The 23,535-nt window shown below is 74.9% G+C and carries 23 protein-coding genes and 1 other RNA gene; 11 read left to right on the top strand and 13 right to left on the bottom strand.

Annotated elements, in window-relative coordinates; all coding sequences use genetic code 11:
• Nucleotides 1–276: 276 nt before the first annotated feature.
• Nucleotides 277–2,271: an alpha/beta hydrolase family protein gene (locus ACFRAR_RS13150; protein ID WP_380697831.1), complete on the bottom strand. Its 1,995-nt coding sequence runs from the start codon at nucleotides 2,269–2,271 to the stop codon at nucleotides 277–279.
• Nucleotides 2,272–3,133: 862 nt separating this feature from the next.
• Here ACFRAR_RS13150 and ACFRAR_RS13145 point away from each other — a divergent pair.
• Genes ACFRAR_RS13145 through ACFRAR_RS13135 form a run of 3 tightly spaced genes read left to right on the top strand, consistent with a single transcriptional unit; the run spans nucleotide 3,134 to nucleotide 5,884 of the window.
• The gene (locus tag ACFRAR_RS13145; RefSeq protein ID WP_380697829.1) at nucleotides 3,134–3,970 is read left to right on the top strand and encodes a Nif3-like dinuclear metal center hexameric protein; all 837 of its coding nucleotides are present in this window, start codon (nucleotides 3,134–3,136) and stop codon (nucleotides 3,968–3,970) included.
• Between the two features lie 23 nt (nucleotides 3,971–3,993).
• A complete protein-coding gene (locus ACFRAR_RS13140; RefSeq protein ID WP_380697827.1) occupies nucleotides 3,994–4,737 on the top strand; it encodes a zinc ribbon domain-containing protein in 744 nt (247 codons plus the stop codon).
• Nucleotides 4,738–4,741: 4 nt separating this feature from the next.
• Nucleotides 4,742–5,884, top strand: coding sequence for a bifunctional RNase H/acid phosphatase (locus ACFRAR_RS13135; protein WP_380697825.1), 1,143 nt, complete (start codon nucleotides 4,742–4,744; stop codon nucleotides 5,882–5,884).
• Between the two features lie 54 nt (nucleotides 5,885–5,938).
• On the opposite strand, the gene yaaA is transcribed toward ACFRAR_RS13135, so the two are convergent.
• Together yaaA and ACFRAR_RS13125 are read right to left on the bottom strand one after the other, a co-directional pair.
• Nucleotides 5,939–6,724, bottom strand: a complete 786-nt coding sequence (yaaA, locus tag ACFRAR_RS13130; protein WP_380697823.1) for a peroxide stress protein YaaA — start codon at nucleotides 6,722–6,724, stop codon at nucleotides 5,939–5,941.
• 43 nt (nucleotides 6,725–6,767) lie between these two features.
• A complete protein-coding gene (locus ACFRAR_RS13125; RefSeq protein ID WP_380697821.1) occupies nucleotides 6,768–7,220 on the bottom strand; it encodes a DUF3995 domain-containing protein in 453 nt (150 codons plus the stop codon).
• 183 nt (nucleotides 7,221–7,403) lie between these two features.
• On the opposite strand from ACFRAR_RS13125, the gene ACFRAR_RS13120 reads away from it, so the two are divergent.
• Nucleotides 7,404–8,888 (top strand): MFS transporter, encoded by a 1,485-nt coding sequence (locus tag ACFRAR_RS13120; protein WP_380697819.1) that lies wholly within the window; start codon nucleotides 7,404–7,406, stop codon nucleotides 8,886–8,888.
• Nucleotides 8,889–8,901: 13 nt separating this feature from the next.
• Nucleotides 8,902–9,299, top strand: an RNA gene (gene rnpB, locus ACFRAR_RS13115) — RNase P RNA component class A.
• A 42-nt stretch (nucleotides 9,300–9,341) separates the two neighbouring features.
• Here the strand turns inward: rnpB and ACFRAR_RS13110 are convergent.
• Nucleotides 9,342–9,599, bottom strand: a complete 258-nt coding sequence (locus ACFRAR_RS13110; protein ID WP_380697817.1) for a Prokaryotic metallothionein — start codon at nucleotides 9,597–9,599, stop codon at nucleotides 9,342–9,344.
• A 95-nt stretch (nucleotides 9,600–9,694) separates the two neighbouring features.
• A complete protein-coding gene (locus ACFRAR_RS13105) occupies nucleotides 9,695–10,093 on the bottom strand; it encodes an ACT domain-containing protein (RefSeq protein WP_380697815.1) in 399 nt (132 codons plus the stop codon).
• A 161-nt stretch (nucleotides 10,094–10,254) separates the two neighbouring features.
• Between ACFRAR_RS13105 and ACFRAR_RS13100 the strand changes: the two genes are divergently transcribed.
• The gene (locus ACFRAR_RS13100; protein ID WP_380697813.1) at nucleotides 10,255–10,947 is read left to right on the top strand and encodes a PadR family transcriptional regulator; all 693 of its coding nucleotides are present in this window, start codon (nucleotides 10,255–10,257) and stop codon (nucleotides 10,945–10,947) included.
• Nucleotides 10,948–10,973: 26 nt separating this feature from the next.
• On the opposite strand, the gene ACFRAR_RS13095 is transcribed toward ACFRAR_RS13100, so the two are convergent.
• Nucleotides 10,974–11,171, bottom strand: a complete 198-nt coding sequence (locus tag ACFRAR_RS13095) for a hypothetical protein (RefSeq protein WP_380697811.1) — start codon at nucleotides 11,169–11,171, stop codon at nucleotides 10,974–10,976.
• A 39-nt stretch (nucleotides 11,172–11,210) separates the two neighbouring features.
• On the bottom strand, nucleotides 11,211–11,429 hold the full coding sequence (locus tag ACFRAR_RS13090) for a hypothetical protein (protein ID WP_380697809.1): 219 nt from the start codon (nucleotides 11,427–11,429) through the stop codon (nucleotides 11,211–11,213).
• A gap of 400 nt (nucleotides 11,430–11,829) precedes the next feature.
• Between ACFRAR_RS13090 and ACFRAR_RS13085 the strand changes: the two genes are divergently transcribed.
• Nucleotides 11,830–12,525: a bifunctional DNA primase/polymerase gene (locus tag ACFRAR_RS13085; protein ID WP_380697807.1), complete on the top strand. Its 696-nt coding sequence runs from the start codon at nucleotides 11,830–11,832 to the stop codon at nucleotides 12,523–12,525.
• Between the two features lie 81 nt (nucleotides 12,526–12,606).
• On the opposite strand, the gene map is transcribed toward ACFRAR_RS13085, so the two are convergent.
• A complete protein-coding gene (gene map, locus ACFRAR_RS13080) occupies nucleotides 12,607–13,452 on the bottom strand; it encodes a type I methionyl aminopeptidase (RefSeq protein WP_380697805.1) in 846 nt (281 codons plus the stop codon).
• 105 nt (nucleotides 13,453–13,557) lie between these two features.
• Here map and ACFRAR_RS13075 point away from each other — a divergent pair, with 105 nt between their 5' ends.
• Nucleotides 13,558–13,788 carry a hypothetical protein gene (locus tag ACFRAR_RS13075; RefSeq protein WP_380697803.1) on the top strand — a complete coding sequence of 77 codons (231 nt, stop codon included), beginning with the start codon at nucleotides 13,558–13,560 and terminating at the stop codon, nucleotides 13,786–13,788.
• Nucleotides 13,789–13,806: 18 nt separating this feature from the next.
• Here ACFRAR_RS13075 and ACFRAR_RS13070 read toward each other — a convergent pair whose 3' ends face one another.
• Together ACFRAR_RS13070 and ACFRAR_RS13065 are read right to left on the bottom strand one after the other, a co-directional pair.
• Nucleotides 13,807–15,144, bottom strand: a complete 1,338-nt coding sequence (locus tag ACFRAR_RS13070; protein ID WP_380697801.1) for an MFS transporter — start codon at nucleotides 15,142–15,144, stop codon at nucleotides 13,807–13,809.
• A gap of 97 nt (nucleotides 15,145–15,241) precedes the next feature.
• Nucleotides 15,242–15,871, bottom strand: a complete 630-nt coding sequence (locus ACFRAR_RS13065) for a hypothetical protein (protein ID WP_380697799.1) — start codon at nucleotides 15,869–15,871, stop codon at nucleotides 15,242–15,244.
• Nucleotides 15,872–15,918: 47 nt separating this feature from the next.
• On the opposite strand from ACFRAR_RS13065, the gene npdG reads away from it, so the two are divergent.
• Nucleotides 15,919–16,611 carry an NADPH-dependent F420 reductase gene (npdG, locus tag ACFRAR_RS13060; RefSeq protein ID WP_380697797.1) on the top strand — a complete coding sequence of 231 codons (693 nt, stop codon included), beginning with the start codon at nucleotides 15,919–15,921 and terminating at the stop codon, nucleotides 16,609–16,611.
• 113 nt (nucleotides 16,612–16,724) lie between these two features.
• Nucleotides 16,725–16,916 carry a hypothetical protein gene (locus ACFRAR_RS13055; RefSeq protein ID WP_380697795.1) on the top strand — a complete coding sequence of 64 codons (192 nt, stop codon included), beginning with the start codon at nucleotides 16,725–16,727 and terminating at the stop codon, nucleotides 16,914–16,916.
• Between the two features lie 18 nt (nucleotides 16,917–16,934).
• Here the strand turns inward: ACFRAR_RS13055 and ACFRAR_RS13050 are convergent, their stop codons facing one another.
• On the bottom strand, nucleotides 16,935–17,750 hold the full coding sequence (locus ACFRAR_RS13050) for a site-2 protease family protein (RefSeq protein WP_380697793.1): 816 nt from the start codon (nucleotides 17,748–17,750) through the stop codon (nucleotides 16,935–16,937).
• A gap of 179 nt (nucleotides 17,751–17,929) precedes the next feature.
• Here ACFRAR_RS13050 and ACFRAR_RS13045 point away from each other — a divergent pair, with 179 nt between their 5' ends.
• Nucleotides 17,930–21,397 (top strand): BTAD domain-containing putative transcriptional regulator, encoded by a 3,468-nt coding sequence (locus tag ACFRAR_RS13045; protein WP_380697791.1) that lies wholly within the window; start codon nucleotides 17,930–17,932, stop codon nucleotides 21,395–21,397.
• A 172-nt stretch (nucleotides 21,398–21,569) separates the two neighbouring features.
• Here the strand turns inward: ACFRAR_RS13045 and ACFRAR_RS13040 are convergent, their stop codons facing one another.
• Together ACFRAR_RS13040 and ACFRAR_RS13035 are read right to left on the bottom strand one after the other, a co-directional pair.
• Nucleotides 21,570–22,385, bottom strand: coding sequence for an ABC transporter permease (locus ACFRAR_RS13040; protein ID WP_380697789.1), 816 nt, complete (start codon nucleotides 22,383–22,385; stop codon nucleotides 21,570–21,572).
• Entirely contained in the window at nucleotides 22,382–23,410 is a 1,029-nt protein-coding gene (locus ACFRAR_RS13035; protein WP_380697787.1) for an ATP-binding cassette domain-containing protein, read from the bottom strand. The genes ACFRAR_RS13040 and ACFRAR_RS13035 overlap by 4 nt, the downstream gene beginning before the upstream one ends.
• Between the last annotated feature and the right edge of the window lie 125 nt (nucleotides 23,411–23,535).

Raw genomic sequence — 23,535 nt, 5'->3', positions numbered from 1 at the left:
CGCGCGTCCCGTGCTGGTCCGGGGCGTCGGAACGGGCCGGCGGCCGACCGGCTCGCGGCGCGCCGGGGGCGGCACTTGGCGACCGCCGGGCCGGCCCGGCGGTCACCCACGGGGTCGGCCGGCGGCCGCACCCGGTCCGCGCCCGGCCACGGCGAGTTCACCCGGATCGCCCAGCGGGCCGCGGGTCGGGCGCACCCGCTGCCCCGCACGGGCCCGGGGCGGGCACGGGGCGGGCACGGCCGGGCGGCTCGGCAAGGACGGCTCAGCAGGGGCGGCTCAGCAGGGGCGGCCGGTCCGCAGGAACGCGGCCAGCAGCTCGTGCAGCACGGCGGCGCCCTCGTCCGCGAGCACCTCGTGCCCGGAGCCGGCCGCCTCGACGTACCGGAAGTCCTCGCCCTCGACCCGGCCGATCCGCAGCAACTCGTGCCGCAGCGAGCGGGACTGGCTCACCGGCACGACCTCGTCCCGGCTGCCGTGCACCACCAGCAGCGGCGCGCTCAGCCGGTGCGCCAGCTGCATGAGGTCGCGCGGTCCGCGGGCGTCGGCGATCGGCTCGCCGCCGCCCAGCCGGGTGGTCAACGCCCTGACCGGCGGAGCCGCTTCGGCCAGCAGCCGGGCGCCGGACAGGAACGGCGCGACCACCGCGCAGCGGGAGACCTGCTCGGCCGGCGCGTGCGCGGCCGCCAGCAGCGCCAGGAAGGCGCCGTAGCTGACCCCGAAGAGGGCCGGCGGCTCCAGTCCGAGCGCGGCGCGCTGGCCGGCGATTCCGTCCAGCAGGTGCAGCACGTCGTCCAGGTCGGGCCCGCCCCAGGCGCCCCGGATGGCCAGCGCGTGCGCCACGCCGTAGCCGGTGGAGCCGCGCTGGTTCGGCGCGACCACCGCCAGGCCCTCGGCGGCCATCCGCTGGAGCGCCGGGTCGAACTCCAGCCGCCAGGCGTCCGCCGGTCCGCCGTGCAGCGCCAGCACCAGGTGCGGGCTGCTCAGCCAGGCGTCCCCGCCGTACACCACGGCCTCCAACGGTCCGGCCGGGCCCGCCAGTTCGAGGCTCTGGGCGGGCTGCCAGCGGCCGCCCTCGCCGGGCGGGGGGCTGCCGTCGAGCCGCCAGCCGGCCGGCTCGGTGCTGACCGGGCGTACCCCGCCGGGCTGCCAGGGCGGCCCGGCGTTCTGCCGGGGGCCCGGCAACCCCGATGCCAGTGGGGCGAGTTGGAGCGGGAGCGGCGCCGGGCCGGAGTCGGGCGGGAGCGGGCCGTGCGCCAGCAGCGCGTCCACGTCCAGGGTGGCGAGCGCCGCCGGGTGGTCGGGTGCGGAGTACGGCAGCCGCAGCCCGGCCTCGCCCCAGTGCCCGGTCGTGCCGAGCCGCCCGGGCGGCACCGGCAGCGGGTCCAGCCGCCCGGCCGACGGCCGCCACAGCGCGAGCGCGGAGCCCGCGCCACGGTCGATCTGCACCGCGACCCGGGGGCCGTCCGCCCCGGTGCGCAGCGCGACCGGTCGCAGCGGCAGGCCCGCGACGTGCAGGCATTCCGGGAACCGCAGCGGTTCCCCGGTGCCGAGGACGCCCCAGCCGAGCCGGTCGGAGCCGGGCGCGTCGCTGCGCACCATGGCGAACCGGCTGTCCGGGTCGAACAGCACCAGCCGGTCGTTGCTGCGCGGGCCGATCTCCAGCAGCGGGGTGGTGCGGTCGCCGCCGCGCAGGTCGAGCACCACGCTGCGGATCAGGCCCGCGTTCACCCGGTCCAGCGCGAGCAGCGTGCCGGTGCGGTCCAGCCAGGTGCCGCCGCCGTGCAGGCCCGGGATCTCGGCGACCCGTTCGGGCTCGCTGCCGTCCGTCCGCACCAGCCAGGCGGTGGTCGCCGGGCGGGTGTCGCTGCCGAGCGCGACCGCCACCGGTGTCCGCGGGTCGCCGGCGGACGCCGCCGGGAGCGGCAGCAGGCGCAGCCCGGTCATCCGCACCGACCCCAACTGCTCCTCCACGGTGGCGTTCCCGCCGGGGGAGAGGCGGACCAGATCGTGCCGTTCGCCGTCGTGCCGGCAGATCAGCACCGAGCCGTCCGGCAGGGCGACCAGCTGGGCGCGCGGGTCCTCCGAGCGGTTGCCGGACAGCGGCAGCGCGGTGGGGACGGCCGGCCCGCCGTCCCGCGGCAGCCGCCAGCTCTCGGCGTACCAGCCGCTGTCGGCACAGGAGGCCAGACTGGCGGCGTGGCCGCCGTCGGCGGAGAAGGTGAAGCCGGCCCGGCGCAGGGCCCGGGTCGCGGTCCGGGTGGCCACGTTCATGATCCGCTCACCCCGGCCCGTGCCCGGCCGGCGCCGGGGTCGCCGTCGTGTCGCGGCCGTCCGGCCGTCCGGCCGACCGACGGCCGTCCGGTGATCCGTTCCTGCGCCAGGGGGGCGGAGCCGGTCCGCGCGGGCGGCCGGAGGGGGCGCGCCGCCGGCCCCCGGCCCGGCGGTGAGGGGGACGCGGACGGCCCGGCCGGACACCGGAAGCCACCGACGGCGACCTCCCCGTCGCCGCGGCCTCCCGGGCGCCCGGCGCCGGCCGGTGCCGCCCGCGTCGCCCCGGGCCACGAACCGGCCGCATCCGGTCCGCGCCCCGTCGATGCCCCGTCCGCAGCAGCGCGCAGCGATGTGTCCGACCCCATGCGCCTTCACATCCCTTCGTCTGTTGCCGCCCCGGTGGCTGCTCCGCCCGGGGCGATGAGGGCGAGGCCTCTCGACCGGCGGAGCCCGGGGCGCCCCGGTCGGCGTCCTCGACCGACGCCTGCCGACCGATGGAGCCGGGCCCGCGCCGCGGGGCGCCCGCCCGGCCCTCCTCCCGGGGCCCCCGGGCAACTCCCGTTCGCAGGAGTGAAGTTAGTTTCGGGAAAACCGGCGGCTCAACAGAGATCCGGTCACTTCACTCGTAAGGGTGATCAAGGTGTGGTTTCGAATTCGTACGAGAACCCTGCTGTGAGTAACGGATACCCGGCGCGCGAGTACATGCGGAGCGCGCGGATCCGGCCGAGCGCCTCCCACCGTGGATTGACGCGCACCCGTACGCCCACGACACCCGCGTCCGAACGGCGGCGGCCGCGATCACCCGGCCGCCGGTGGAACGGCCGAGGCCCGGACGCCCCCGTGCGCACGGTAGTCTCGACAGGTGCCGAAACTGTCCGACGTCATCACCGCGCTCGAAGAGGTCTACCCGCCGCAGTGGGCGGAGTCCTGGGACGCCGTCGGCCTGGTCTGCGGGGACCCTCAGGCCGAGGTCAGCCGCGTGCTGTTCGCCGTCGACCCCGTCCAGGCGGTCGTCGACGAGGCCGTGGAGTGGGGCGCCGACCTCGTGGTCACCCACCACCCCCTCTACCTGCGCGGCACCACCAGCGTCGCCGCCACCGGCTTCAAGGGCCGGGTGGTGCACACGCTGATCACCAACGGCATCGCCCTGCACGTCGCCCACACCAACGCCGACCACGCCGACCCGGGCGTCTCGGACGCGCTCGCCGAGGCGGTCGGCCTGCGGGTCACCGGCCCGCTGGTGGCGGACCCGAGCGACCCGCTGGGCCGCCGCGGCAGCGGCCGGATCGGCCTGCTGGAGCCCCCGCTGACCCTGGCCGCCTTCGCCGCCCAGGTGGCGAAGGGCCTGCCCGCCACCGCCGCCGGGGTCCGCGTCTCCGGCGATCCGGACCGGCTGGTCGGCCGGGTCGCGGTGTGCGGCGGCTCGGGCGACGGTTTCCTCGCCGACGTCCGGGCGGCCGGCGTGGACGCCTACCTGACGGCCGACCTGCGCCACCACCCGGCCTCCGAGGCCACCGAGGCGGCGCCCGTCGCGCTGCTCGACGCCGCCCACTGGGCCACCGAGTGGCCCTGGCTCGCCCTGGCCGAGCGGGCCCTGCTGGCCGCCGCCGACGGGCGCGGCTGGGCCGTGGAGACCAAGGTCTCCCACCGGGTCACCGACCCGTGGACCGCGCACGCCCCCATGTCCTTCACCGCCTGACCCGATTCACAGGAGCTCTCCGCTTGAACGCCGCGCCCGCCGACCAGATCCGCCTGCTCGACCTCCAGGCCATCGACTCGAAGCTCGACCAGCTGGCCCACCGGCGCCGGAGCCTGCCCGAGCACGCCGAGATCGACAAGGCCAACGCCGACCACACCGCGCTCAAGGACCTCGTCGTCGCCGCCGAGGCCCAGAAGGGCGACACCGCCCGCGAGCTGACCAAGGCCGAGCAGGACGTCGAGCAGGTCCGCACCCGTGCCGACCGCAACCAGCAGCGCCTGGACTCCGGCGCGATCACCTCGCCGAAGGACCTGGAGAACCTCCAGCACGAGATCGGCTCGCTCGCCAAGCGTCAGGCCGACCTGGAGGAGGTCGTCCTGGAGATCATGGAGCGCCAGGAGAGCGCCGTCAGCCGGGTCGAGGAGCTGTCCGCCCGCCTGGAGCACTCCACCGTCGTGCTCAAGGAGGCCGAGGGCCGCCGCGACGCCTCCTTCGCCGAGATCGACACCGAGGCCGACAAGGTCAAGCGCGACCGCGAGACCGTCGCCACCGTCATCCCGGCCGACCTGCTGAAGGTCTACACCAAGCTGCGCGAGACCCAGGGCGGCGTCGGCGCGGCCCGCCTCTACCAGCGCCGCTGCGAGGGCTGCCGCACCGAGTTCTCGATCACCGAGCTGAACGCCATCAAGGCCGAGCCGGCCGACAAGGTGGTCCGCTGCGAGAACTGCTCGCGGATCCTGGTCCGCACCGCCGACTCGGGCGCCTGAGCCGGTGGCGGCGCGCTTCATCGTCGAAGCCGACGGCGGGTCCCGGGGCAACCCGGGGCCGGCCGGCTACGGCGCGGTGGTCCGCGACGGGGACACCGGGCAGATCATCGCCGAGGCCGCCGAGTTCATCGGCCACGCCACCAACAACGTGGCCGAGTACAAGGGCCTGATCGCCGGGCTGAAGGCCGCCCGCGAGCTGGACCCGGACGCCTCCGTGGACGTCCGGATGGACTCCAAGCTGGTCGTCGAGCAGATGTCCGGGCGCTGGAAGATCAAGCACCCCGACATGCAGCCGCTCGCCGCCGAGGCGCGCACCGTCTTCCCGCGCGGGCGGGTCGCGTACACCTGGATCCCGCGCGAGCGGAACAAGGACGCCGACCGGCTGGCCAACGAGGCGATGGACGCGGGCAAGGCCGGGCGCCAGTGGGAGCCCCGCAAGGCCGCTCCCCCCGCCGCCGTCGCCGACGAACCGCCGCTGGAGACCGCCGCCCCCAAGGCCGGCTGGGCCGCGCCCGCGGACCTCGGCACCCCCACCACCTTCGTCCTGCTGCGCCACGGCGAGACCCCGCTCACCCCGGAGAAGCGTTTCTCCGGCAGCGGCGGCAGCGACCCGGAGCTCTCCGACAAGGGCCGCTGGCAGGCCGAACGGGCCGCGGAGGCCCTCGCCGCGCGCGGCAGCGTCCAGGCGGTCGTCGCCTCCCCGATGCGCCGCACCCGGCAGACCGCCGAGACCGTCGCCGCCCGGCTCGGCCTGGAGGTCCGGTACGAGGACGGGCTGCGCGAGGTCGACTTCGGCGACTGGGAGGGCCTGACCTTCGCCGAGGTGCGGGAGCGCCACCCGGAGGACCTGACCGCCTGGCTCGGCTCCGCCAAGGCCAAGCCGACCGGAAGCGGCGAGAGCTTCACCACGCTGACCCACCGGGCCGGCGTCGCCCGGGACAGGATCCTCGCCCGGTACGCGGGGAAGACCGTGCTGGTGGTCTCGCACGTCAGCCCGATCAAGACCCTGGTCCGGCTGGCGCTCGGCGCCCCGCCGGACTCGATGTACCGGATGGAGCTGTCCGCCGCCTCGATCTGCGCCGTCCAGTACTACGCGGACGGCAACGCCTCGGTGCGGCTGCTCAACGACACCTCGCACCTGCGCTGATCCCCGCGGGGGTGCACCGGCCCCGGTGCACCCCGACCCCGGTACACCCCGGCTTCAGTGCACCTCGGTGACCACCACGTCCAGCTGCCACGGCTTGCGGGCGGTGCCCTCCGCCGCGAGCTCGACGCGGTGGCCCAGTTCCAGCAGCGCGTCCATCAGCTCGCCGGGGGTCTTCGGCTCGGCCCCGGCCACCAGCAGGTCCCGGACGATCCGCCCCTTGGTCGCCTTGTTGAAGTGGCTGACCACGCTGCGCCTGCCGTCACGCTCCTGGAGCACCCGGACGGTCGCGGTCCGCGAGGCCACCTCGCCGGCCGGCTTCCAGGCCGCCGCGTAGGCGGAGCTGCGCAGGTCCAGCACCAGCCCGTCCGCGGCCTCCGGGAGCACGGCGGCCATCGCGCTCCGCCAGTACGCCCCGAGCGCCCCCGGCCCGGGGAGCTTCACGCCCATCGAGCAGCGGTAGGACGGAATCCGGTCGGAGATCCGTACGGCGCCCCAGAGGCCGGAGAAGACCAGCAGCGAACGCTCGGCCCGGTCGTACGCGGGGGCGTCCAGGGTGGCCAGAGCGAGGTTGTCGAACAGCACCCCGGTGTACACCTCGCCCGCCGGGCGGGCACCGGCCGTCGGCAGCCCGGCGTTCTTGGCGATCTCGCCGCGCAGGCCGGGGGAGAGGCCGAGCACCTCGGCGGCGGTGTCCTCGTCGCCCCGGCACAGGCCCACCAGCGCGTCCAGCACCGCACCGCGCGCCGCCGTCAGCCCGGGCAGCGACAGTCCGTCCAGTGCCACCGGCGCGCCGTCCCCGGACCCGGCCTTGCCCTCGGACGGCGGCAACAGCACCAGCACAGCGGACTCCCTCGACGGTTTGTGGCGGACGAACCCCGCCACCCTACTGCGGCCGCCGCCCCGACCCCGCCCGCGTGACCGCCGCCGCCCCGGCCCCCAGCGCCACGCACAGCGGCGAGTAGTACCGGACGTTCAGCCGCCGGAAGCGCTCCGAACGCCCGCTCACCCGCCCGTACACCACCGGCCCGGCCATCCCGCGCGCCAGCAGCACCCCCGCCACCGTCCGTACCCCGGCCCGCCGCAGACGCCCCGGCCCCACCGCCGGCAGCACCCCGGCCTCCGCCCCCACCAGGTACGCCCCGGCCCCCAGCGCCCCCGCCACCACGAGGCAGGCCCTCGCCGGGGGCACCCCCTCGCCCGCCCCCACCACGGCATCCGCGAACTCCTCCGGCGTCCGCAGCGGCCACGGCGTCACCGCCCACACCGCGTGCAGCACCCCGGTCGCCGCCAGCGCCCCCGCCACCACGCCCCCGGCCACCCGCACGGCACCACCCATCGCCCGAACCCCCTTCGTGCACGCCCGCTTCCTCCCCCCACCGTACGAGCCCTTACACCGCCCCCGACCGCCCCCCGACCGCCCCCCGACCGCCCCGACCGCGCCCGTCGGCCGCCGACCGGCCCGCCACCCGGACGGGCCGTCCGTCCGCCCCGGCCCGGTCCGCGGTGGGAGGATCGGTCCGTGCCCGATCCCCAGTCGTCCGCCCCCGGACCGCGCCGCCGGCTGCTCGTCCTCGCGATCTGCTGCCTGAGCCTGTTCATCGTCGGCCTCGACAACACCGTGGTGAACATCGCCCTGCCGGTGATCCAGCGGGACCTGGACGCCCCGGCGTCCGGACTCCAGTGGATCATCGACGCCTACACCCTGGTCCTGGCCTCGCTGCTGATGCTGTTCGGCTCGGTGGCCGACCGCTTCGGCCGCCGCCGGGTGTTCCAGACCGGCCTGGTCTGCTTCGCGCTCGGCTCGCTGCTGTGCAGCCAGGCGCCGAGCCTGGGGTGGCTGGTGGCGTTCCGGGCGCTCCAGGCGGTGGGCGGCTCGATGCTCAACCCGGTGGCGATGTCGATCATCACCAACACCTTCACCGACCCGAAGGAGCGGGCCCGGGCGATCGGCGTCTGGGGCGGCGTGGTCGGCATCTCGATGGCGCTCGGCCCGCTGCTCGGCGGCTTCCTGGTGGACGGCGCCGGCTGGCCGTCGATCTTCCTGATCAACGTCCCGGTGGCGCTCGCCGCCATCGCGCTGACCGCCCGCTACGTCCCGGAGTCCCGCGCGCCCCGCCCGCGCCGGCTGGACCCGGTGGGGCAGCTGCTGATGATCGTGCTGCTCGGCTGCGGCACCGCCGCGATCATCGAGGGCCCGGGCAACGGCTGGACCTCCCCGCTGATCCTCGCCCTGGCCGCGACCGCGGTGGCCGCGCTGATCGTCTTCCCGCTCTGGGAGCGGCGGGTGGCCGAGCCGCTGGTGGACCCGCGGTTCTTCGCCGGCGCCCCGTTCACCGGCGCCGCCGTCACCGCGGTCTGCGCCTTCGCCGCGCTCGGCGGCTTCCTCTTCCTCAGCACCCTCTACCTCCAGGACGTCCGGCACTACGGCCCGGTCGAGGCCGGTCTGTGGACGCTGCCGATGGCCGGGATGATGCTGGTCTGCGCGCCGCTGTCCGGACGGATCGTCGGCAGCCGGGGCCCGCGGGTGCCGCTGGTGGCGGCCGGGCTCGGCCTCGCCGCCAGCGGGCTGCTGCTCACCCGGCTCGCCGCCGACTCCCCGGCGGCGCTGCTGCTGGTCGCGTACGCGCTGTTCGGTTTCGGCTTCGGCATGGTGAACGCGCCGATCACCAACGCCGCGGTGTCCGGCATGCCGCGGGCCCAGGCGGGTGTGGCGGCCGCGGTGGCCTCGACCAGCCGTCAGGTCGGCCAGTCGCTGGGCGTGGCGGTGATCGGTACGGTCGTCACCTCGGCCGTGGCCGGTCCGGTCGTGACCGGGTTCGCCCCGGCCAGCCACGCGGGCTGGTGGATCCTGGCCGGTCTCGGCGGCGCGGTCCTGGTCCTGGGCCTGGCCACCACCACCGCCCGGGCGAGCGCGTCGGCCGCCCGGGTGGCCGCCCGCCTCGGCTCCGAGGTGCAGCCCGCCCGGTCCGGTGTACGGGAGGCGCCGCCCGAGCGGCTACGATGACCACTACGGCGGAAGAGCCGGCCGGGCGGTCGCGACGGGTCCCAGACCCGCCGAGGAACGTCCGGGCTCCACAGAGCAGGGTGGTGGGTAACGCCCACCCGGGGTGACCCGCGGGACAGTGCCACAGAAAACAGACCGCCCACCGCTTCGCGTGGTGGGTAAGGGTGAAACGGTGGTGTAAGAGACCACCAGCGACCGGGGTGACCCGGCCGGCTAGGTAAACCCCACCTGGAGCAAGGTCAAGATCGGTGCCCTCGGGCACCGTGCGCGAGTGTTCGAGGGCTGCTCGCCCGAGCTCGCGGGTGGACCGCACGAGGCTGTCGGCAACGGCAGCCCTAGATGGATGGCCGTCTCCCCGGGCCGCGCAAGCAACCCGGGTGACAGAACCCGGCGTACAGGCCGACTCTTCCGCCCCCTTCTCCTTCCCCGCCCGGCCGGGCGGGGCGGCCCGCGCTACGCGGGGCGGGCGCCGACGGCGTCGCGGATCTGGTCGCCGAGGCCGCCGTTGACGCGGGCGCAGTTGGCGCAGCAGAAGAACATGCCGGCCACCTCGACGCCGTGCCCGACGATCCGGACGTCGCACTGCTCGCAGCGCGGGGCGAGCTTCTCCATCGCGCACTCGAAGCTGTCGAAGGTGTAGGTGTCGCCGGTGACCGTCTTGACCTCGAAGGCCAGCCAGTAGTCGTTGCCGCAGGTGACGCAGATGGCCATGGCGGCCGTCTCCTTCCGGTGGGGCCGGCGGCCCGGGTGGCCGCGCGGTCGCTTCCAGTTTTGGAGGCGTCCGGGGAGACGGCCACTCGGCGTCGTCAGCCGGAGCGTGCGGCGAGTTCCTCCAGGGCCCGGACGGCGCGCTCGGCGTCGTCGGCGGCGACGAACAGGTGGTCGTGGTGGAAGCCGGCCACCACGTTGCAGCTGATGCCCTCCTCGGCGAGCCGGCCGGAGACGGCGGCGGTGAGGCCGACGGCCTCCAGGGCCGAGTGGATCCGCAGGGTGATCCAGGCCGCGACGTACTCGTAGCGCAGGCCGAGCGCGTCCGCCTCCTCCTGGGTGACCACCACCGTCACCCCCTCGGGCTCGGCGACGGTCACCACCGGCCGCATGCCGGCGGGCACCCGCGCGGGGAGCGTGCAGTAGACGTACCGCCCCGGGTTGAGCTGCGGGCTCATCCCGCGCAGCAGCGTCGCAAGGTCTCGTTCTGCGGCCATGCCCGCCACCGTAGCGGCTGGACGGGGAATCGCGCCGGTTCGCGGGCGTGTCGGAATCGTTGACGAGCGACAGTCACCGATATATCGTCGAGCTATCGAGACAGTGACTCGACTGTTTCGTCGAACCGCATGAACCTCATGGATTCCAGGAGGTGGGCGCGATGCGCTCAGAACGTCAGGACAGGCGATTCCGCTGGGAGGGCCCGCGCGGCGAAGGCCGGCGCCGTGGCCCTGGCCCGGGTCCGGAGTTCCGGGGGATGCCCGGGGCGGGCTTCGAGGGCCGGGAGGCGTTCGGCGGGTTCGGGCCGCCGTTCGGCGGCGGAGGGCCCGGCCGGCCGATGGGTGGCCCGTACGGGCACGGCTTCGGCGGGCACGGCGCTCGGCGCGGCGGCCCGCACGGGCGGCGCGGCGGCCGGGCCCGGCGCGGTGACGTCCGGGCCTCGCTGCTGGCGCTGCTCAAGGAGCGGCCGATGCACGGCTACGAGATGATCGCCGAGATCGCCGAGCGGACCGGCGGGGCCTGGCGGCCCAGCCCGGGGTCGATCTACCCCAACCTCCAGCTGCTGGAGGAGGAGGGCCTGATCACCGCGGAGGAGGTCGGCGGCAAGCGGCTGGTCTCGCTCACCGAGGCGGGCCGGGCCGAGGCCGACGCCGGACCGGCCGAGCCGTGGGCGGAGGCCGGCCAGGAGGTCGACTGGGAGGCCGTCCAGGAGGTCGGACAGGCCCTCGGTGCCGTCGACCAGGCGATCCGCCAGGTCATGGCCACCGGCACCCCGGCGCAGCGCACCAAGGGCCTGGCGGTGCTGACCGAGGCCCGCAAGAAGCTGTACCTGATCCTCGCCGAGGACGACTGACCGCCGATCCGGGAGCCGGGCGGTGCTCAGGGGCTGACCGCGAACAGCGCCACGCAGACCAGCAGCAGCACCGCCCAGCCGAACCAGAGCCAGGCGTCCGGGCCGATCGCCACCGTGTAGACGCAGACCACCGCGAGCAGGGCCGCCGTCACCCCGGCGACCTGCCGGTTGTGGTGGGCGGCCGCCCCGGAGTGGCTCCGCCGGTGCCGTACCGTCCTCGCCATGCCGACCTCCCGGGGAGCGCTCGCGGGAGGCGGCGGCCGTCAGCCGGAGGCCGCCTCGTCGTACTCGTAGCGCCAGAACCAGCTCAGGCCCCGAACCTGCTTGCTCCGGACGTACACCAGTGTGCGCGCGGGCACCCCGTCGTGCGCGGGGACCGGGACCTTGTACTTCTTGGGCACGCCGAGCATCGGGCCCAGCGGGATGGGGAGGACCCGTCCGTCCAGGGGGCCGCCGACGAATGCGGTGTCCGCGCTCTTCATCCCCCCAGGGTCTCACCTCCGCGGGTGACCCGGGACCGGGCTCCGGGGCCGCCGCCGCGAGTGTGACCGGAGAGGCACCGCCCCCGGTCATCCGCAGGCCCTCCGCACCCTTATCCTTCCTGTTACGCCCTCGGGGTCCACCCGGGTCAGCGGGCCCGTACGGGCCGGGCGAGGCGCGAATCCGCGCGCCCTCCGGCCGATTTGGCGCGGACAGCGTGCTGCCGCGACTGCGTACCGTGACCCGGGCGTCGGCCGTCCGGTGACCCCGGGCCGCGGCCGACAGGGCGCGGACGTCAGGGCCGAGCACCCCGGGAAGCAGTCGGGGGCGCCGTGCGTTGCGTCGAGTGGTACGTCGAACGCTGTGTCGCACCAGGCACGGCAGTTGCGCGGAAGGGGCCCGATGGAAGCCGGCAGCAGGTGGACGACCTGGTGGCAGAAGCGTGATCGTCAGCGGGCGGGGGGCGCGGACGGTCCGGCCGCCGGACTCGATCAGCTGCTCGGCGCGGTGCGCGCCGGATTCCCGCTCGCGCCCGCCGCCCATCCGGCCGGCTACCGGTGTTCCTGTGACCGGGTGGCCTGCCCGGCCCCGGCCCAGCATCCGGTCTCCTTCGCCTGGCAGACCCAGGCCACCACCGACACCGAGCAGCTCTCCCGCTGGCTCGCCCGCGACCCGGAGGCCAACTTCGTCACCGCCACCGGCCGGGTGCACGACGTGCTGGACGTCCCGGCGGAGGCCGGACGGCTGGCGCTGGAACGGCTGACGGCGCTGGGCGTCGAGGGCCCGGTCGCCGCCGTCGGCGAGGACCGCTACCTGTTCTTCACCGCCACCCGCGGCACCCCGCAGGACGAGGACGAGTGGTGGCCGAGCGCGCTCGACTCCACCCCGGACACCATGTCCGAGCACCCCGGCCTGCGCTGGCACTGCCGCGGCTCGTACACCCTGCTGCCGCCGGCCGCGCTGCCGGACGGCTCCCGGGTGCGGTGGCTGCGCGGGCCCGAGCAGCCGCTGCCGGACCCGCTGCGCGTCCTCGACGTGCTCACCGACGCCTGTACCGAGGTGGGCGCCGTCGCCGAGGAGCAGTGGCTGATCGGCTGACGGCGCCCACCTCGGGGCGACACCGTTGCGGGGCGGTGGCGTGACGGCGATACGTCATTACGCCGTCACGCCGTCACGCCGTTACGGCAGCGTGAGGATCTCCGCGCCGTCCGCCGTGACCACCAGGGTGTGCTCGAACTGGGCGGTGCGCTTGCGGTCCTTGGTGACGACCGTCCAGCCGTCCGGCCAGATCTCGTAGTCGTAGGTGCCCAGGGTGAGCATCGGCTCGATGGTGAAGGTCATGCCGGGCTTGATCACCTCGGTGGCCCGCTCGCTGTCGTAGTGCGGGACGATCAGGCCGGAGTGGAACGACGTGTTGATGCCGTGGCCGGTGAAGTCCCGCACCACGCCGTAGTCGAAGCGCTTGGCGTAGGACTCGATGACCCGCCCGATGACGTTGATCTGACGGCCCGGCTTGACCGCCTTGATCGCCCGGTTGAGGGATTCCCGGGTGCGCTCGACCAGCAGCCGCGACTCCTCGTCCACGTCGCCGACCAGGTAGGTGGCGTTGAGGTCGCCGTGCACCCCGTGGATGTACGCGGTGGCGTCGATGTTGACGATGTCGCCGTCCTGGAGCACGGTCGAGTCCGGGATGCCGTGGCAGATCACCTCGTTGATCGAGGTGCAGACGGACTTGGGGAAGCCCCGGTAGCCGAGGTCGGACGGGTAGGCGCCGTGGTCGCACATGTACGCGTGGGCGACGGCGTCCAGGGTGTCGGTGGTGACGCCGGGGGCGATCAGTTTGGCCGCCTCCTCCATCGCCCGGGCGGCGATTCCGCCGGCGATCCGCATCTTCTCGATCGTCTCGGCGGTCTGCACCTCGGGCCCGGTGTACGGCGTCGGCGCGGGCTTGCCGACGTACTCGGGGCGCGCGATGTGCGCCGGGACCTTGCGGGTGGGGGACTGGGTGCCGGGTACGAGAGCCATGCCGCGAGTCTAGTCTCCGGCCCCCGCCGCCCCCGGGCGGTGTGCGGCCCCGTACCGGGCGGGGAATGATCGGTACCGACCCATCCTTCGGAACGGGAGAGCGTCATGCCCTTCGGATTCAACCGCAAGCCGGCCGGCAAGCCCGGTGAGTGGTTCTACTGCATCAAGCACAACAAGGTCGAGGAGGGCCCGGAGTGCCCGGCGAAGGACCGCCTGGGCCCGTACGCCACCCCCGAGGAGGCCGCCCAGGCCCTGCGGATCGCGGACGAGCGCAACCGGGAGTGGCGCGAGGACCCGCGCTGGAGCGACCGGCCGAAGGACGAGGGCGCCGAGTAGTCGCGTCAGGTGCGGCCTTCAGGCCGCCGGGGCGGCCTCCCGGGTGGCGCGTTCGTGTTCGGCGCGGACGGCGGCGGCGTGCGGGTCGGTGCGGTCGTCGTAGGCGAGGAGCCTCGGCAGGGCGGCGGCGACGGCGAGGACGGCGACCACGCAGGCGGCGCCGCCGACCCAGACCGCGGCGCGCACGCCGACCAGTCCGGCCATGGTGCCGGCCCGGACCTGGCCGAGCTGGGGGCCGACGGAGTAGCTGAGCAGTTCGACTCCGGCCATCCGGCCGCGGACCTCGTCCGGGATGGACTGGTTCCACATGGTCGAGCGGGCGAGCCCGCTGATCTCGTCGGCGCCGCCGGCCAGCGCCAGGCCGAGCAGCACCACCCAGATGTGCGCGGTCAGTCCGGCGAGAGCCATCGACGCGCCCCAGGCGACGGCGGCGACCACCAGCAGCCGCCCGTGCCGGTGGACGCGGGAGGTCCAGCCGCTGGTCGCGCCGACCAGCAGGGCGCCCAGGGCCGAGGCCGCGTACATCGGTCCGAGCGCCCAGTCCGCCCCCAACTCCGAGGCCAGGAAGGGGAAGACGGCCACCGGATAGGCGAACAGCATGGCGCACATGTCGATCGCGTAGGTGCCGAGCAGGTCCTTGCGGCTCCACGCGTACCGGACACCCGTCAACACCGCCCGGACCGAAGGCCGTTCGGCGCCGGTCGGCGGCGGCACCGCCTTGATCCGGACGAGCAGCAGCAGCGAGAAGGCGAAGGAGAGGACGTCCAGCGCGTACGCGGTCTGCACCCCGGCGAAGGCCACCACGACACCGGCCAGCGCCGGACCGGCCACCGAAGCGGCGTTGCGGTACAGCGACTTGAGGGCGAACGCGGCGGTCAGGTGCTGGTGCGGGACGAGCCGGGGGAGCAACGAGTCCAGCGCCGGGCGCTGGATGCCGTCGGCGGCCGCGACCAGCGCGGCGACCAGGTAGATCGGCCAGAGCAGCGGGTTCGGCAGCAGGGCGTTGAGCAGCAGCAACCCGGCCAGCAGCCCGAGCGCGACCTCCGCCCGCAGCACCAGCTTGCGGCGGTCCAGGGCGTCGGCGAGGGCGCCGCCCCACAGGCCGAAGACGATCAGCGGCACGAGTTCGACGGCGCCGACCAGGCCGACCGCGAAGGAGGAACCGGTGAGCTCCTTGATCTGCATCGGCACGGCGACGAGGGTCAGGAAGCCGCCGAAGCTGGTGACGCAGCCGGAGGTCCACAGGTAGCGGAAGTCGCGCGAGGCGCGCCAGGGGGAGAGGTCGGGCGTCAGCGAACCCAGCAGCCTCCGGGCACGGCCGGGCGTGGGGGGATGCGGTGGTTCGTCGACGTTCACGAACGGTCATCCTCGACGGGCGGCTGCCGGTTCTGCAACGGGTTTTCGACCGGTCGGTGAACCGGGCGGCGGGGGTCGGCGGGCGGCGGGGCCCGGCTCACCAGCGGCTGATCGTGGGCGCCGAGAGCCGCCCGGCGAGTCCGGCGAGCCGGTCCCGGACGGAGCGGCGGCCGGTCCGCTGCCCGGCGGCGACACTGACCAGGTGCTGGGCGAGGTCGAAGGGCTCCTCGTCGGCGGTGCCGACGGCCAGCAGCTCGTGCGCGAGGCCGCGCAGTTCGGCGAAGTCGCCGGCGCCCGTGGCACCGGTGGCGCCGGCGGCCCCGCCCCCCTCCAGGGCGAGCACCGTCGCGCCCTGCCGCCGGGCGTCGTGGAGCCGCTCCAGCAGCGGGGCGCCGGCCGCCACCGGCGCCACCACCAGCACGGTGGCGCCGCGCCCGGCCTCGGTGAGCCGGGCCAGGCCGTGCGTCAGGTGGGCCGGGGCGTCGGCCGACGGTTGGTGCCGCAGCAGGGTGGGTGCCAGCCGGGGGACGTCCGACCAGGCGGCCTCGTCGTCCAGGTGGGCGGCCAGGTGCCAGGGCTCGTACGCCTCGGTGCCGACCAGCAGCAGCCCGCTCGCCCGGCGCCGCTCCACCGAGTGGCGCAACACCCCGGCGAAGCCGCCGACCGCCTCCAGCCAGCCCGTTCCGGTCAGCCGGTCCCGGAGTGCCGCAACTCTCAGCGCGTCCATGCGGGCCAGGATGTCCCGCGGGGCCGGGGATTTGGCAAGATCGGCCCATGACTTCCCTCGATTCAGCGACAAACCCGGCCCACGCGGTGCCGGACGTCTCGCAGTTGGTGGTCGGTGTCCTCGGCGGCACCGGCGACCAGGGGCGGGGACTGGCCCTGCGGCTGGCCAAGGCCGGCCAGCAGGTGATCATCGGCTCCCGCGACGCCGCCCGGGCCGAGGCCTCGGCCGCCGACCTGGGCCTCGGCGTGCGCGGCTCGGACAACGCCACCGTCGCCCGGGAGAGCGACGTGGTGATCATCGCCGTCCCGTGGGACGGCCATGCCGCGACCCTGACGGCGCTGCGCGAGGACCTCGCCGGCAAGATCGTCGTGGACTGCGTCAACCCGCTCGGCTTCGACAAGCAGGGCGCCTACGCGCTGAAGCCGGAGGAGGGCAGCGCCGCCGAGCAGGCCGCCGCGCTGCTGCCGGACTCCCGGGTCACCGCCGCCTTCCACCACCTCTCGGCGGTGCTGCTCCAGGACGAGTCGGTGGAGACCATCGACACCGACGTCATGGTGCTCGGCGACGACCGGGAGGCCACCGACGTCGTGCGCGGCCTGGCCGGCCGCATCCCCGGGATGCGCGGCGTCTTCGCGGGCAGGCTGCGCAACGCCCACCAGGTGGAGGCGCTGGTGGCGAACCTGATCTCGGTCAACCGCCGCTACAAGGCCCACGCGGGCCTGCGGATCACCGACGTCTGAGCACCGGCCGCCGTGTCGACCTCACCCCTGGGCCCGCTCCGGAGGTGAGGTCGGCGACAATGGGTCCCGGCCGCAACCCGGCCGTCCGTACCCGGTCCTAGGAGTCCGCCGCCATGCCCCGCACGTCCGTGCTCGCCCTGATCGTCGTCGTCCTCGCGCTGGCCGCCGCCGTCTTCTCGCTGACCCAGGGCTTCTGGCTGGGCCTGATCTGGCTGCCGATGGCCGGTGTGGCCAGCAACGTGCTGTGGATGAACCGCCGCCGGGCGAAGATCGCCGAGGCCGCCGCGCCGGCCCAGCAGGGCTGACCCGACCGGGGGCCGGGGTCAGCCCGTCCAGAACCTGAACAGCTCGTGGCCGATCTGGGCGTAGACCCGGTCGACGCCGAGCAGCTCCATCAGGCCGTAGACGGCGTCGAAGAACAGCCCGTTCACCTGGGGCTGCCAGAGCAGGGCGAACACCGCGAGCATCCCGTACGGCGCGAACGGCTCGACCGCGCGCCGGGTCTTGTGCGACAGCCAGGGCTCGACGATCCCGTAGCCGTCCAGGCCCGGCACCGGCAGCAGGTTCAGCAGGGCCGCGCTCAGCTGCAGCATGCCGAGGAAGCCCAGCGCCAGGGCGAGCGGCGAGACCATGAGCTCGTAGCCGTTCCAGGTCGTGTGCACCTCGGGGTCGTCCAGCCAGCCCGCGCTGACGGGCACCAGGATCAACACCGCGGCGACCAGGTTCACCAGCGGCCCGGCCGCCGAGACCAGGCTGTGCTTGAGCCGCCCCTGGATGCGGTGCCGCTCGATCCAGACCGCGCCGCCGGGCAGGCCGATGCCGCCGAGCAGCATGAACACGATCGGCAGCACGAAGCTGAGCAGCGCGTTCGCGTACTTCAGCGGGTTGAGGGTCAGGTAGCCCTTGGCGCCGACGCTGATGTCGCCGCCGTGCAGCGCGGTGCGCGCGTGGGCGTACTCGTGGAGGCAGAGGGAGACCATCCAGCCCGTCACCACGAAGAGGAAGATCCCGAACCGCATGTTGCCGTAGCCGGAGTAGAGCGCCCACCCGGAGGTGCCGAGGGCGGCGAGGAGCACCCAGAACACCGGGCTGATCCGGCGGTCCTCGCTGCGGGAGCGCGGCGTGGCGGCGAAGGTCATGGCGGGAGAGCTCCGAGGGGTCCGAGGAAGGCGGGCAGGGGTCCGATCATGCCGGGCGGGCCGGTGACCGGACAAGCCGCTCCCGGTGAACGTCCGGGCGCGCGGTCGCGTTCCGCGCCCCGACCGGGGCCCGGCACAAAGGTGAGGCCCTTGCCCCGGAGATCGACCAGAATGGTCCGGTGTACTACGGCATCCTCGGGACGACGACGGCCCACCACGACGACGGCACCCCGGTGCCCATCGGCGGCGCCCGGCTGCGGGCCCTGCTCGCCGCACTGGCCCTGCGGCAGGGCCGGCCGGTGCCGGCCGACGTGCTGGTGGCCGAGGTGTGGGAGGCCGAGCCGCCGCAGGACTCCTCCGCCGCGCTCCAGACCCTGGTCGGCCGGCTGCGCCGCACCATCGGCCGGGGCGAGGTTGGCTCCGGCCCGGCCGGGTACTGGCTGACCGGCCCGTCCGGCGACCTCGCCGACTTCCAGCGGCTGGCCGTCGAGGGCCGTCGCGCCCTGGACACCGGGGACCACCCGCTCGCCGCCGAGAAGCTGCTCGCCGCCCTGGCGCTGTGGCGCGGCCCCGCCCTGGCCGACCTGCCGGACCGCACCGGCCCGGCCACCCGGCTGGAGGCCCAGCGCGAGGAGGCCCGCCGCCACCGGATCACCGCCGACCTCGGCCTCGGCCGGGCCGCCGAGCTGGTCGCCGAGCTCGCCGAACTGTGCGAACGGCAGCCGCTGGACGAGTCGTTGCAGCTGCTGATGCTCAGGGCGCTGCACGAGAGCGGCCGGACGGCCGAGGCGCTGCGCCACTACGAGCGGACCAGGCGCGCGCTGGCCGAGGAGCTCGGCGTCGACCCGGGCCACCGACTCCGGTCCCTGTACGCCGAGCTGCTCGCCCCGACGGCCCCGGAAGCCCCGGCGGCCTCGACGGCCTCGACGGTCCTGACCGCCCCGACGGTCCCGGAAGCCCTGTCTGCCCCGACAGTCCTGACCGCCCCGGCGGCGCCGAAGCCGGAGCCCGCCCCCGCCGCCCCCGCCCCGGACGCGCCGCTGCCCCCGCGCCCCGGCGGCAACGTGCGCGGCCGGCTGACCAGCTTCGTCGGCCGGGAGGGCGAACTCGCCACCCTGCGTGGAATGCTGACGGATCGTCGACTGGTGACGCTCATCGGCCCCGGCGGCTCCGGCAAGACCAGTCTGTCGACCGAGGCCGGCCGCGCCGAGCAGTCCGCCGGGAACTGGCCGGACGGCGTCTGGGTGGCCGAGCTCGCCCCACTGGAGAGTCCGGGCGCGGTGCCCGCCGCCGTGGTCTCGGCGCTCGGCCTGCGCGAGATCGTGCTGCACACCAACAGCATGGTCGCCGAGGTGATCGAGAAGCGCGCCGAGGACCCGGTGCGCCGGCTGGTCGAGCACTGCGGCCACCGCCGGATGCTGCTCGTCCTGGACAACTGCGAGCACCTGATCCAGGCCGCCGCCGACCTCGCCGACGTCCTGCTCGCCGAGTGCCCCGGGCTCACCGTGCTCGCCACCAGCCGCGAGCCGCTGGGCGTGCCCGGCGAGACGGTGCTGCCGGTCGAGCCGCTGCCCGACCCCGTCGCGCTGCGGCTGTTCGCCGAGCGTGCCGCCACCGCCCGTCCGGGCTTCGACCCGCAGGGCGACCCGGAGGCCTGCGCCGAGATCTGCCGCCGGCTGGACGGGCTGCCGCTGGCCATCGAACTGGCCGCCGCCCGGCTGCGGGTGATGACCGCGCGCCAGATAGCCGACCGGCTGGACGGCCGGTTCGCGCTGCTCACGGCGGGCAGCCGCACCCTGCTGCCGCGCCAGCAGACCCTGCGCGCGGTGGTCGACTGGAGCTGGGACCTGCTGGGCAAGCGGGAGCGGGCGGTGCTGCGCCGGCTGTCGGTGTTCGCGGGCGGCTGGCAGCTGGAGGACGCCGAGGCGGTCTGCGCCGACGGCACCGACGTGGCCTCCGGCGAGGTCGCCGACCTGCTGCTGTCGCTCGTCGACAAGTCCCTGCTGGTCGCCGACCTGGACGGGGCCAGCCTGCCGCGCTACCGGATGCTGGAGACCATCCACGAGTACACGACCGAGCGCCTCGCCGAGTCCGCCGCCGACCGCGCCGGCACGGAGTCCCGCCACCTGGCGCACTTCCGCGCCATGGTCGGCACCGCCGGCCGGGACGTCCACGGGCCCCGGCAGCTGCACTGGCTGGCGGTGCTGGACCGCGAGCAGGACAACATCCGGGCCGCGCTGCGCCGGGCGATCGACCTCGGGGACGAGCAGCAGGGCCTGGTGCTGACCACCGGCATGAGCTGGTACTGGTCGCTGCGCGGCTACGGCCTGGAGGCCCGTGGCTGGTACAGCGCGGTCGCGGCCCTGGGCCGGGACGCGTTCGCGCCGGGCGCCCCGCCGGCGGTGCCGCTGGAGCGCGACGTGCTGGAGTACGGCGTCCCGATGCCCGAGGGCGTCGTCGAGGAGGCCCGCCGGCTGCTCACGATGTACCGGCTGATCGGGATGTTCGAGGGGAACCTGGAGGTCCTCGGCGATCCGAAGGCGGTCGAGACCGCCCAGCGGCTGATGGACGTCTACACCCCCGAGCTGCCGCAGTCCTACCGCTTCCCGGCGATCATGCGGGTCTTCGGCGCCTTCCTGACCGGCCGCATGGAGCTGATGATCGACCTGATGGAGGACGCGGTCCGCGGCTGCGAGGAGCACGGCAGCGCGAACGACCTGGCCTTCATCCTGCAGATCCGGGCCAAGATGATGAACGACTGGCCGGGCGGCGGGGAACAGGGCATGCGGGACGGCGAACGCTCCCTGGAGCTGTTCGAGCAGGCCGGCAACCTGTGGGGCGTCTCCCAGGCGCTGTCGGCCCGCGGCGAGTCGCTGGCCATCCGGGGCGAGGCCGAGGCCGCGGTCGCCGCGTACCGGCGGGCGATCGAACTGGTCGAGCGGCTGGGGGCGTCGCAGGAGGTGCCGATCCTGCGGGTGAACCTCGGCAGCGCCCTGATGGAGCTGGACACGGATCGCGGGGAGCGGCTCATCCGGGAGACGGTGGAGGGCCTCGGGCCGGTGGTCGCGGACCACGCCGAGTCCGGTGCGGTGCTGTTCGGGCGGCTGACGCTGGCCGGCCTGCACGCCCAGCGCGAGGAGTACCCGCAGGCCCTGGCCGAACTGGACCTGCTGGAGCGGGGCAGGCCGGGAAGCGTCGCGCCGGGCGTCGTGGGAAACGTCGCGCCGAGCATCGTCTCCGGGATGCTCACCGCCTCCCGGGGCTGGATCGTCGCCCGGTCCGGCGATCCGGACCGGGGGCTCGCCCTGCTCCGTGAGGGGCGGCGGACGCTGCTCTCGGTGACGGCCGCGTCCGGGTTCGCCGAGCAGATGACGATCATGGTGGTGCCCGCCGCGGCCGGGGTGCTGCGTGCCTTCGCCGAACGGGACGGGGACCTGGAGCGGGCCCGTACGGCGGCCGTGCTGCTCGGCGCGCACGGCGGGCTGAACGGTCCGAAGGGCGGCTACCTGGACCGCACCGAGCGCGAGCGGTCGGCCGCCGTGCTGCGCGGACTGCTGGGCGAGGCCGGGTACGGGGCGGCGTACCGCACCGGTGACGGGATGACCCAGGAGCAGACCCAGCGGCTGCTGGACGGGCTGCTCGGCTGAGCCCCCATCGGTCGGCCCCGCTCGACCGGACTCCATCGACCGGACTTCATCGGCCGGACCCGATCGGTCGAGCGGCCGGCCGGGTCCCCGTCCCCTGGTCACCCGGCCGACCGCCCGTCCACCGGCCGGCGCCCTGTCCCCGGGCGCCGGCCGGTTCCACGCCCCGGCTCGCTCAGACCCGCTTGCGGAAGCGGGCCACCGCCAGCGGGGCGAAGATCGCGGTGGCGGCCGCCGACCAGATCAGCACGATCATCACGGGGTGGGCCACCGCCCCCTGGCCGTTGAGCAGCGCCCGGGAGGCGTCGGCCAGCGCGGACAGCGGGTTGACCTTGGTGAAGGACTGGAGCCAGCCAGGCATGGTGTCGGTCGGCGCGAAGATCGAGCTGCCGAACTGGAGCGGCATCAGGACCAGCATGGAGACGCCCTGCACGGCCTGGGCGCTCTTCAGGGACATGCCCAGCAGCATCGAGATCCAGACGATCGACATGCCGAACACCATCGACAGGCCGACCGCGGCCAGCAGCTCCGGCACGCCGGTCTTCAGCTCGAAGCCGAGCAGGAAGGCGAAGGTCAGCAGGATCGCGGAGGAGATCAGCGCGCGCAGCGCCTCGGCGACGATCTTGGACAGCAGCACCGAGGCCCGGCCGATCGGCAGGGTGCGGAAGCGGTCCATCACCCCGGTCTGGAAGTCGCTGTTCAGCCCGGTGCCGACGGCCAGCGCCAGCGTCATGCCGGTCTGCCCGAGCAGGCCGGGGATCATGTACTGCTTGTAGGCGTCCTGGTCCCCGGCGAACATGGCGCCGCCGAAGACGTAGACGAACAGCACGGTGAAGATGATCGGCATCAGCACGGCGTCGAACATCGACTCCGGGTCGGCCTTGATCCGCATCAGGTTGCGCCTGGTCAGCGCGCCGACGTGGCGCATCGTGCCGGCCAGGCCGATCCGGCTGTCCTCCGCGCGGGCGGGGACGAGCGTGGCGGTGGTCATGCGACGGGCTCCTTGGCGAGGCTGGCGGCGGGGGCGGTGTCCGCGGCGGCCGCGGGCTTGCCGGTGATGGCGAGGAAGACCTCGTCCAGGCTGGGCACCTTGGTGTCGATGCCGGCGATCGCGAAGCCTCGGGTGCCGAGCACCCCGATCACCGCCGTCAGCTGCCCGTCGTCGGTGATCGGCACCGCGAGCAGTCCGGTGTCGGCCGACACGGTGGCGTTGGCGATGCCGATGTCGCGCAGGCAGCGGGCCATGTCCGGCAGCTCGGCCGGGTTCGCCGGGCGCACCTGGAGGGTCTGGCCGCCGACCCTCGCCTTGAGCTCGGCGACGCCGCCGTTGGCGATCACCCGGCCGCGGTCGATGACGGTCAGCTCGTTCGCGAGCTGCTCCGCCTCCTCCATGTACTGGGTGGTCAGCAGCACGGTGCTGCCCTCGGCGACCATCCGCTGCACCTCGTCCCAGACCTCGTTGCGGGTGCGCGGGTCCAGGCCGGTGGTGGGCTCGTCCAGGTAGAGCACCCGGGGGCGGCCGATCATGCTGGCGGCCAGGTCGAGGCGGCGGCGCATGCCGCCGGAGTAGGTCTGGGCGGTGCGCTTGGCGGCCTCGGTGAGCGAGAAGCGCTCCAGCAGCTCGGTGGCCCGCGCCTTGGCGTCCCGGCGGGAGAGGTCGAGCAGCCGGCCGATCAGGTAGAGGTTCTCGTACCCGGAGAGCAGCGCGTCGACGGAGGCGTACTGGCCGGTGAGGCCGATGACGCGGCGCAGCTGCTTGGGCTGGCGCAGCACGTCGTAGCCGCCGACGTACGCGGTGCCGGCGTCCGGCTTGATCAGCGTGGAGAGGATGCGCACCAGGGTGGTCTTGCCGGCGCCGTTGGGGCCGAGCACACCGAGGACGGTTCCTTCCCGGACGGTGAGGTCGACCCCGTCGAGGGCCTTGGTCTCGCCGAAGTGCTTGACGATCCCCTGGACCTCCACGGCGTTCGCGGAGGTGGTCGCCCGGTCGTTCCGGGCCGTCGCGATTCCTGTCATGCCCCCAGGCTGCCCGCCCCGGCTGTCAGCTCCCTGTCGGCCGGGGCGGTGCGCTGTCAGCCCGCTGTCACCCGGCTGTCAGCACGGGCCGGGGCGTCCGGACACACGGCGGCGGCCCCGCTCCC

The sequence above is a fragment of the Kitasatospora sp. NPDC056651 genome, assembly GCF_042792155.1.
GTDB lineage: Bacteria > Actinomycetota > Actinomycetes > Streptomycetales > Streptomycetaceae > Kitasatospora.
Note: the sequence above shows the minus strand (reverse complement) of the source record. Positions and strands in the feature narration are given on the sequence as shown.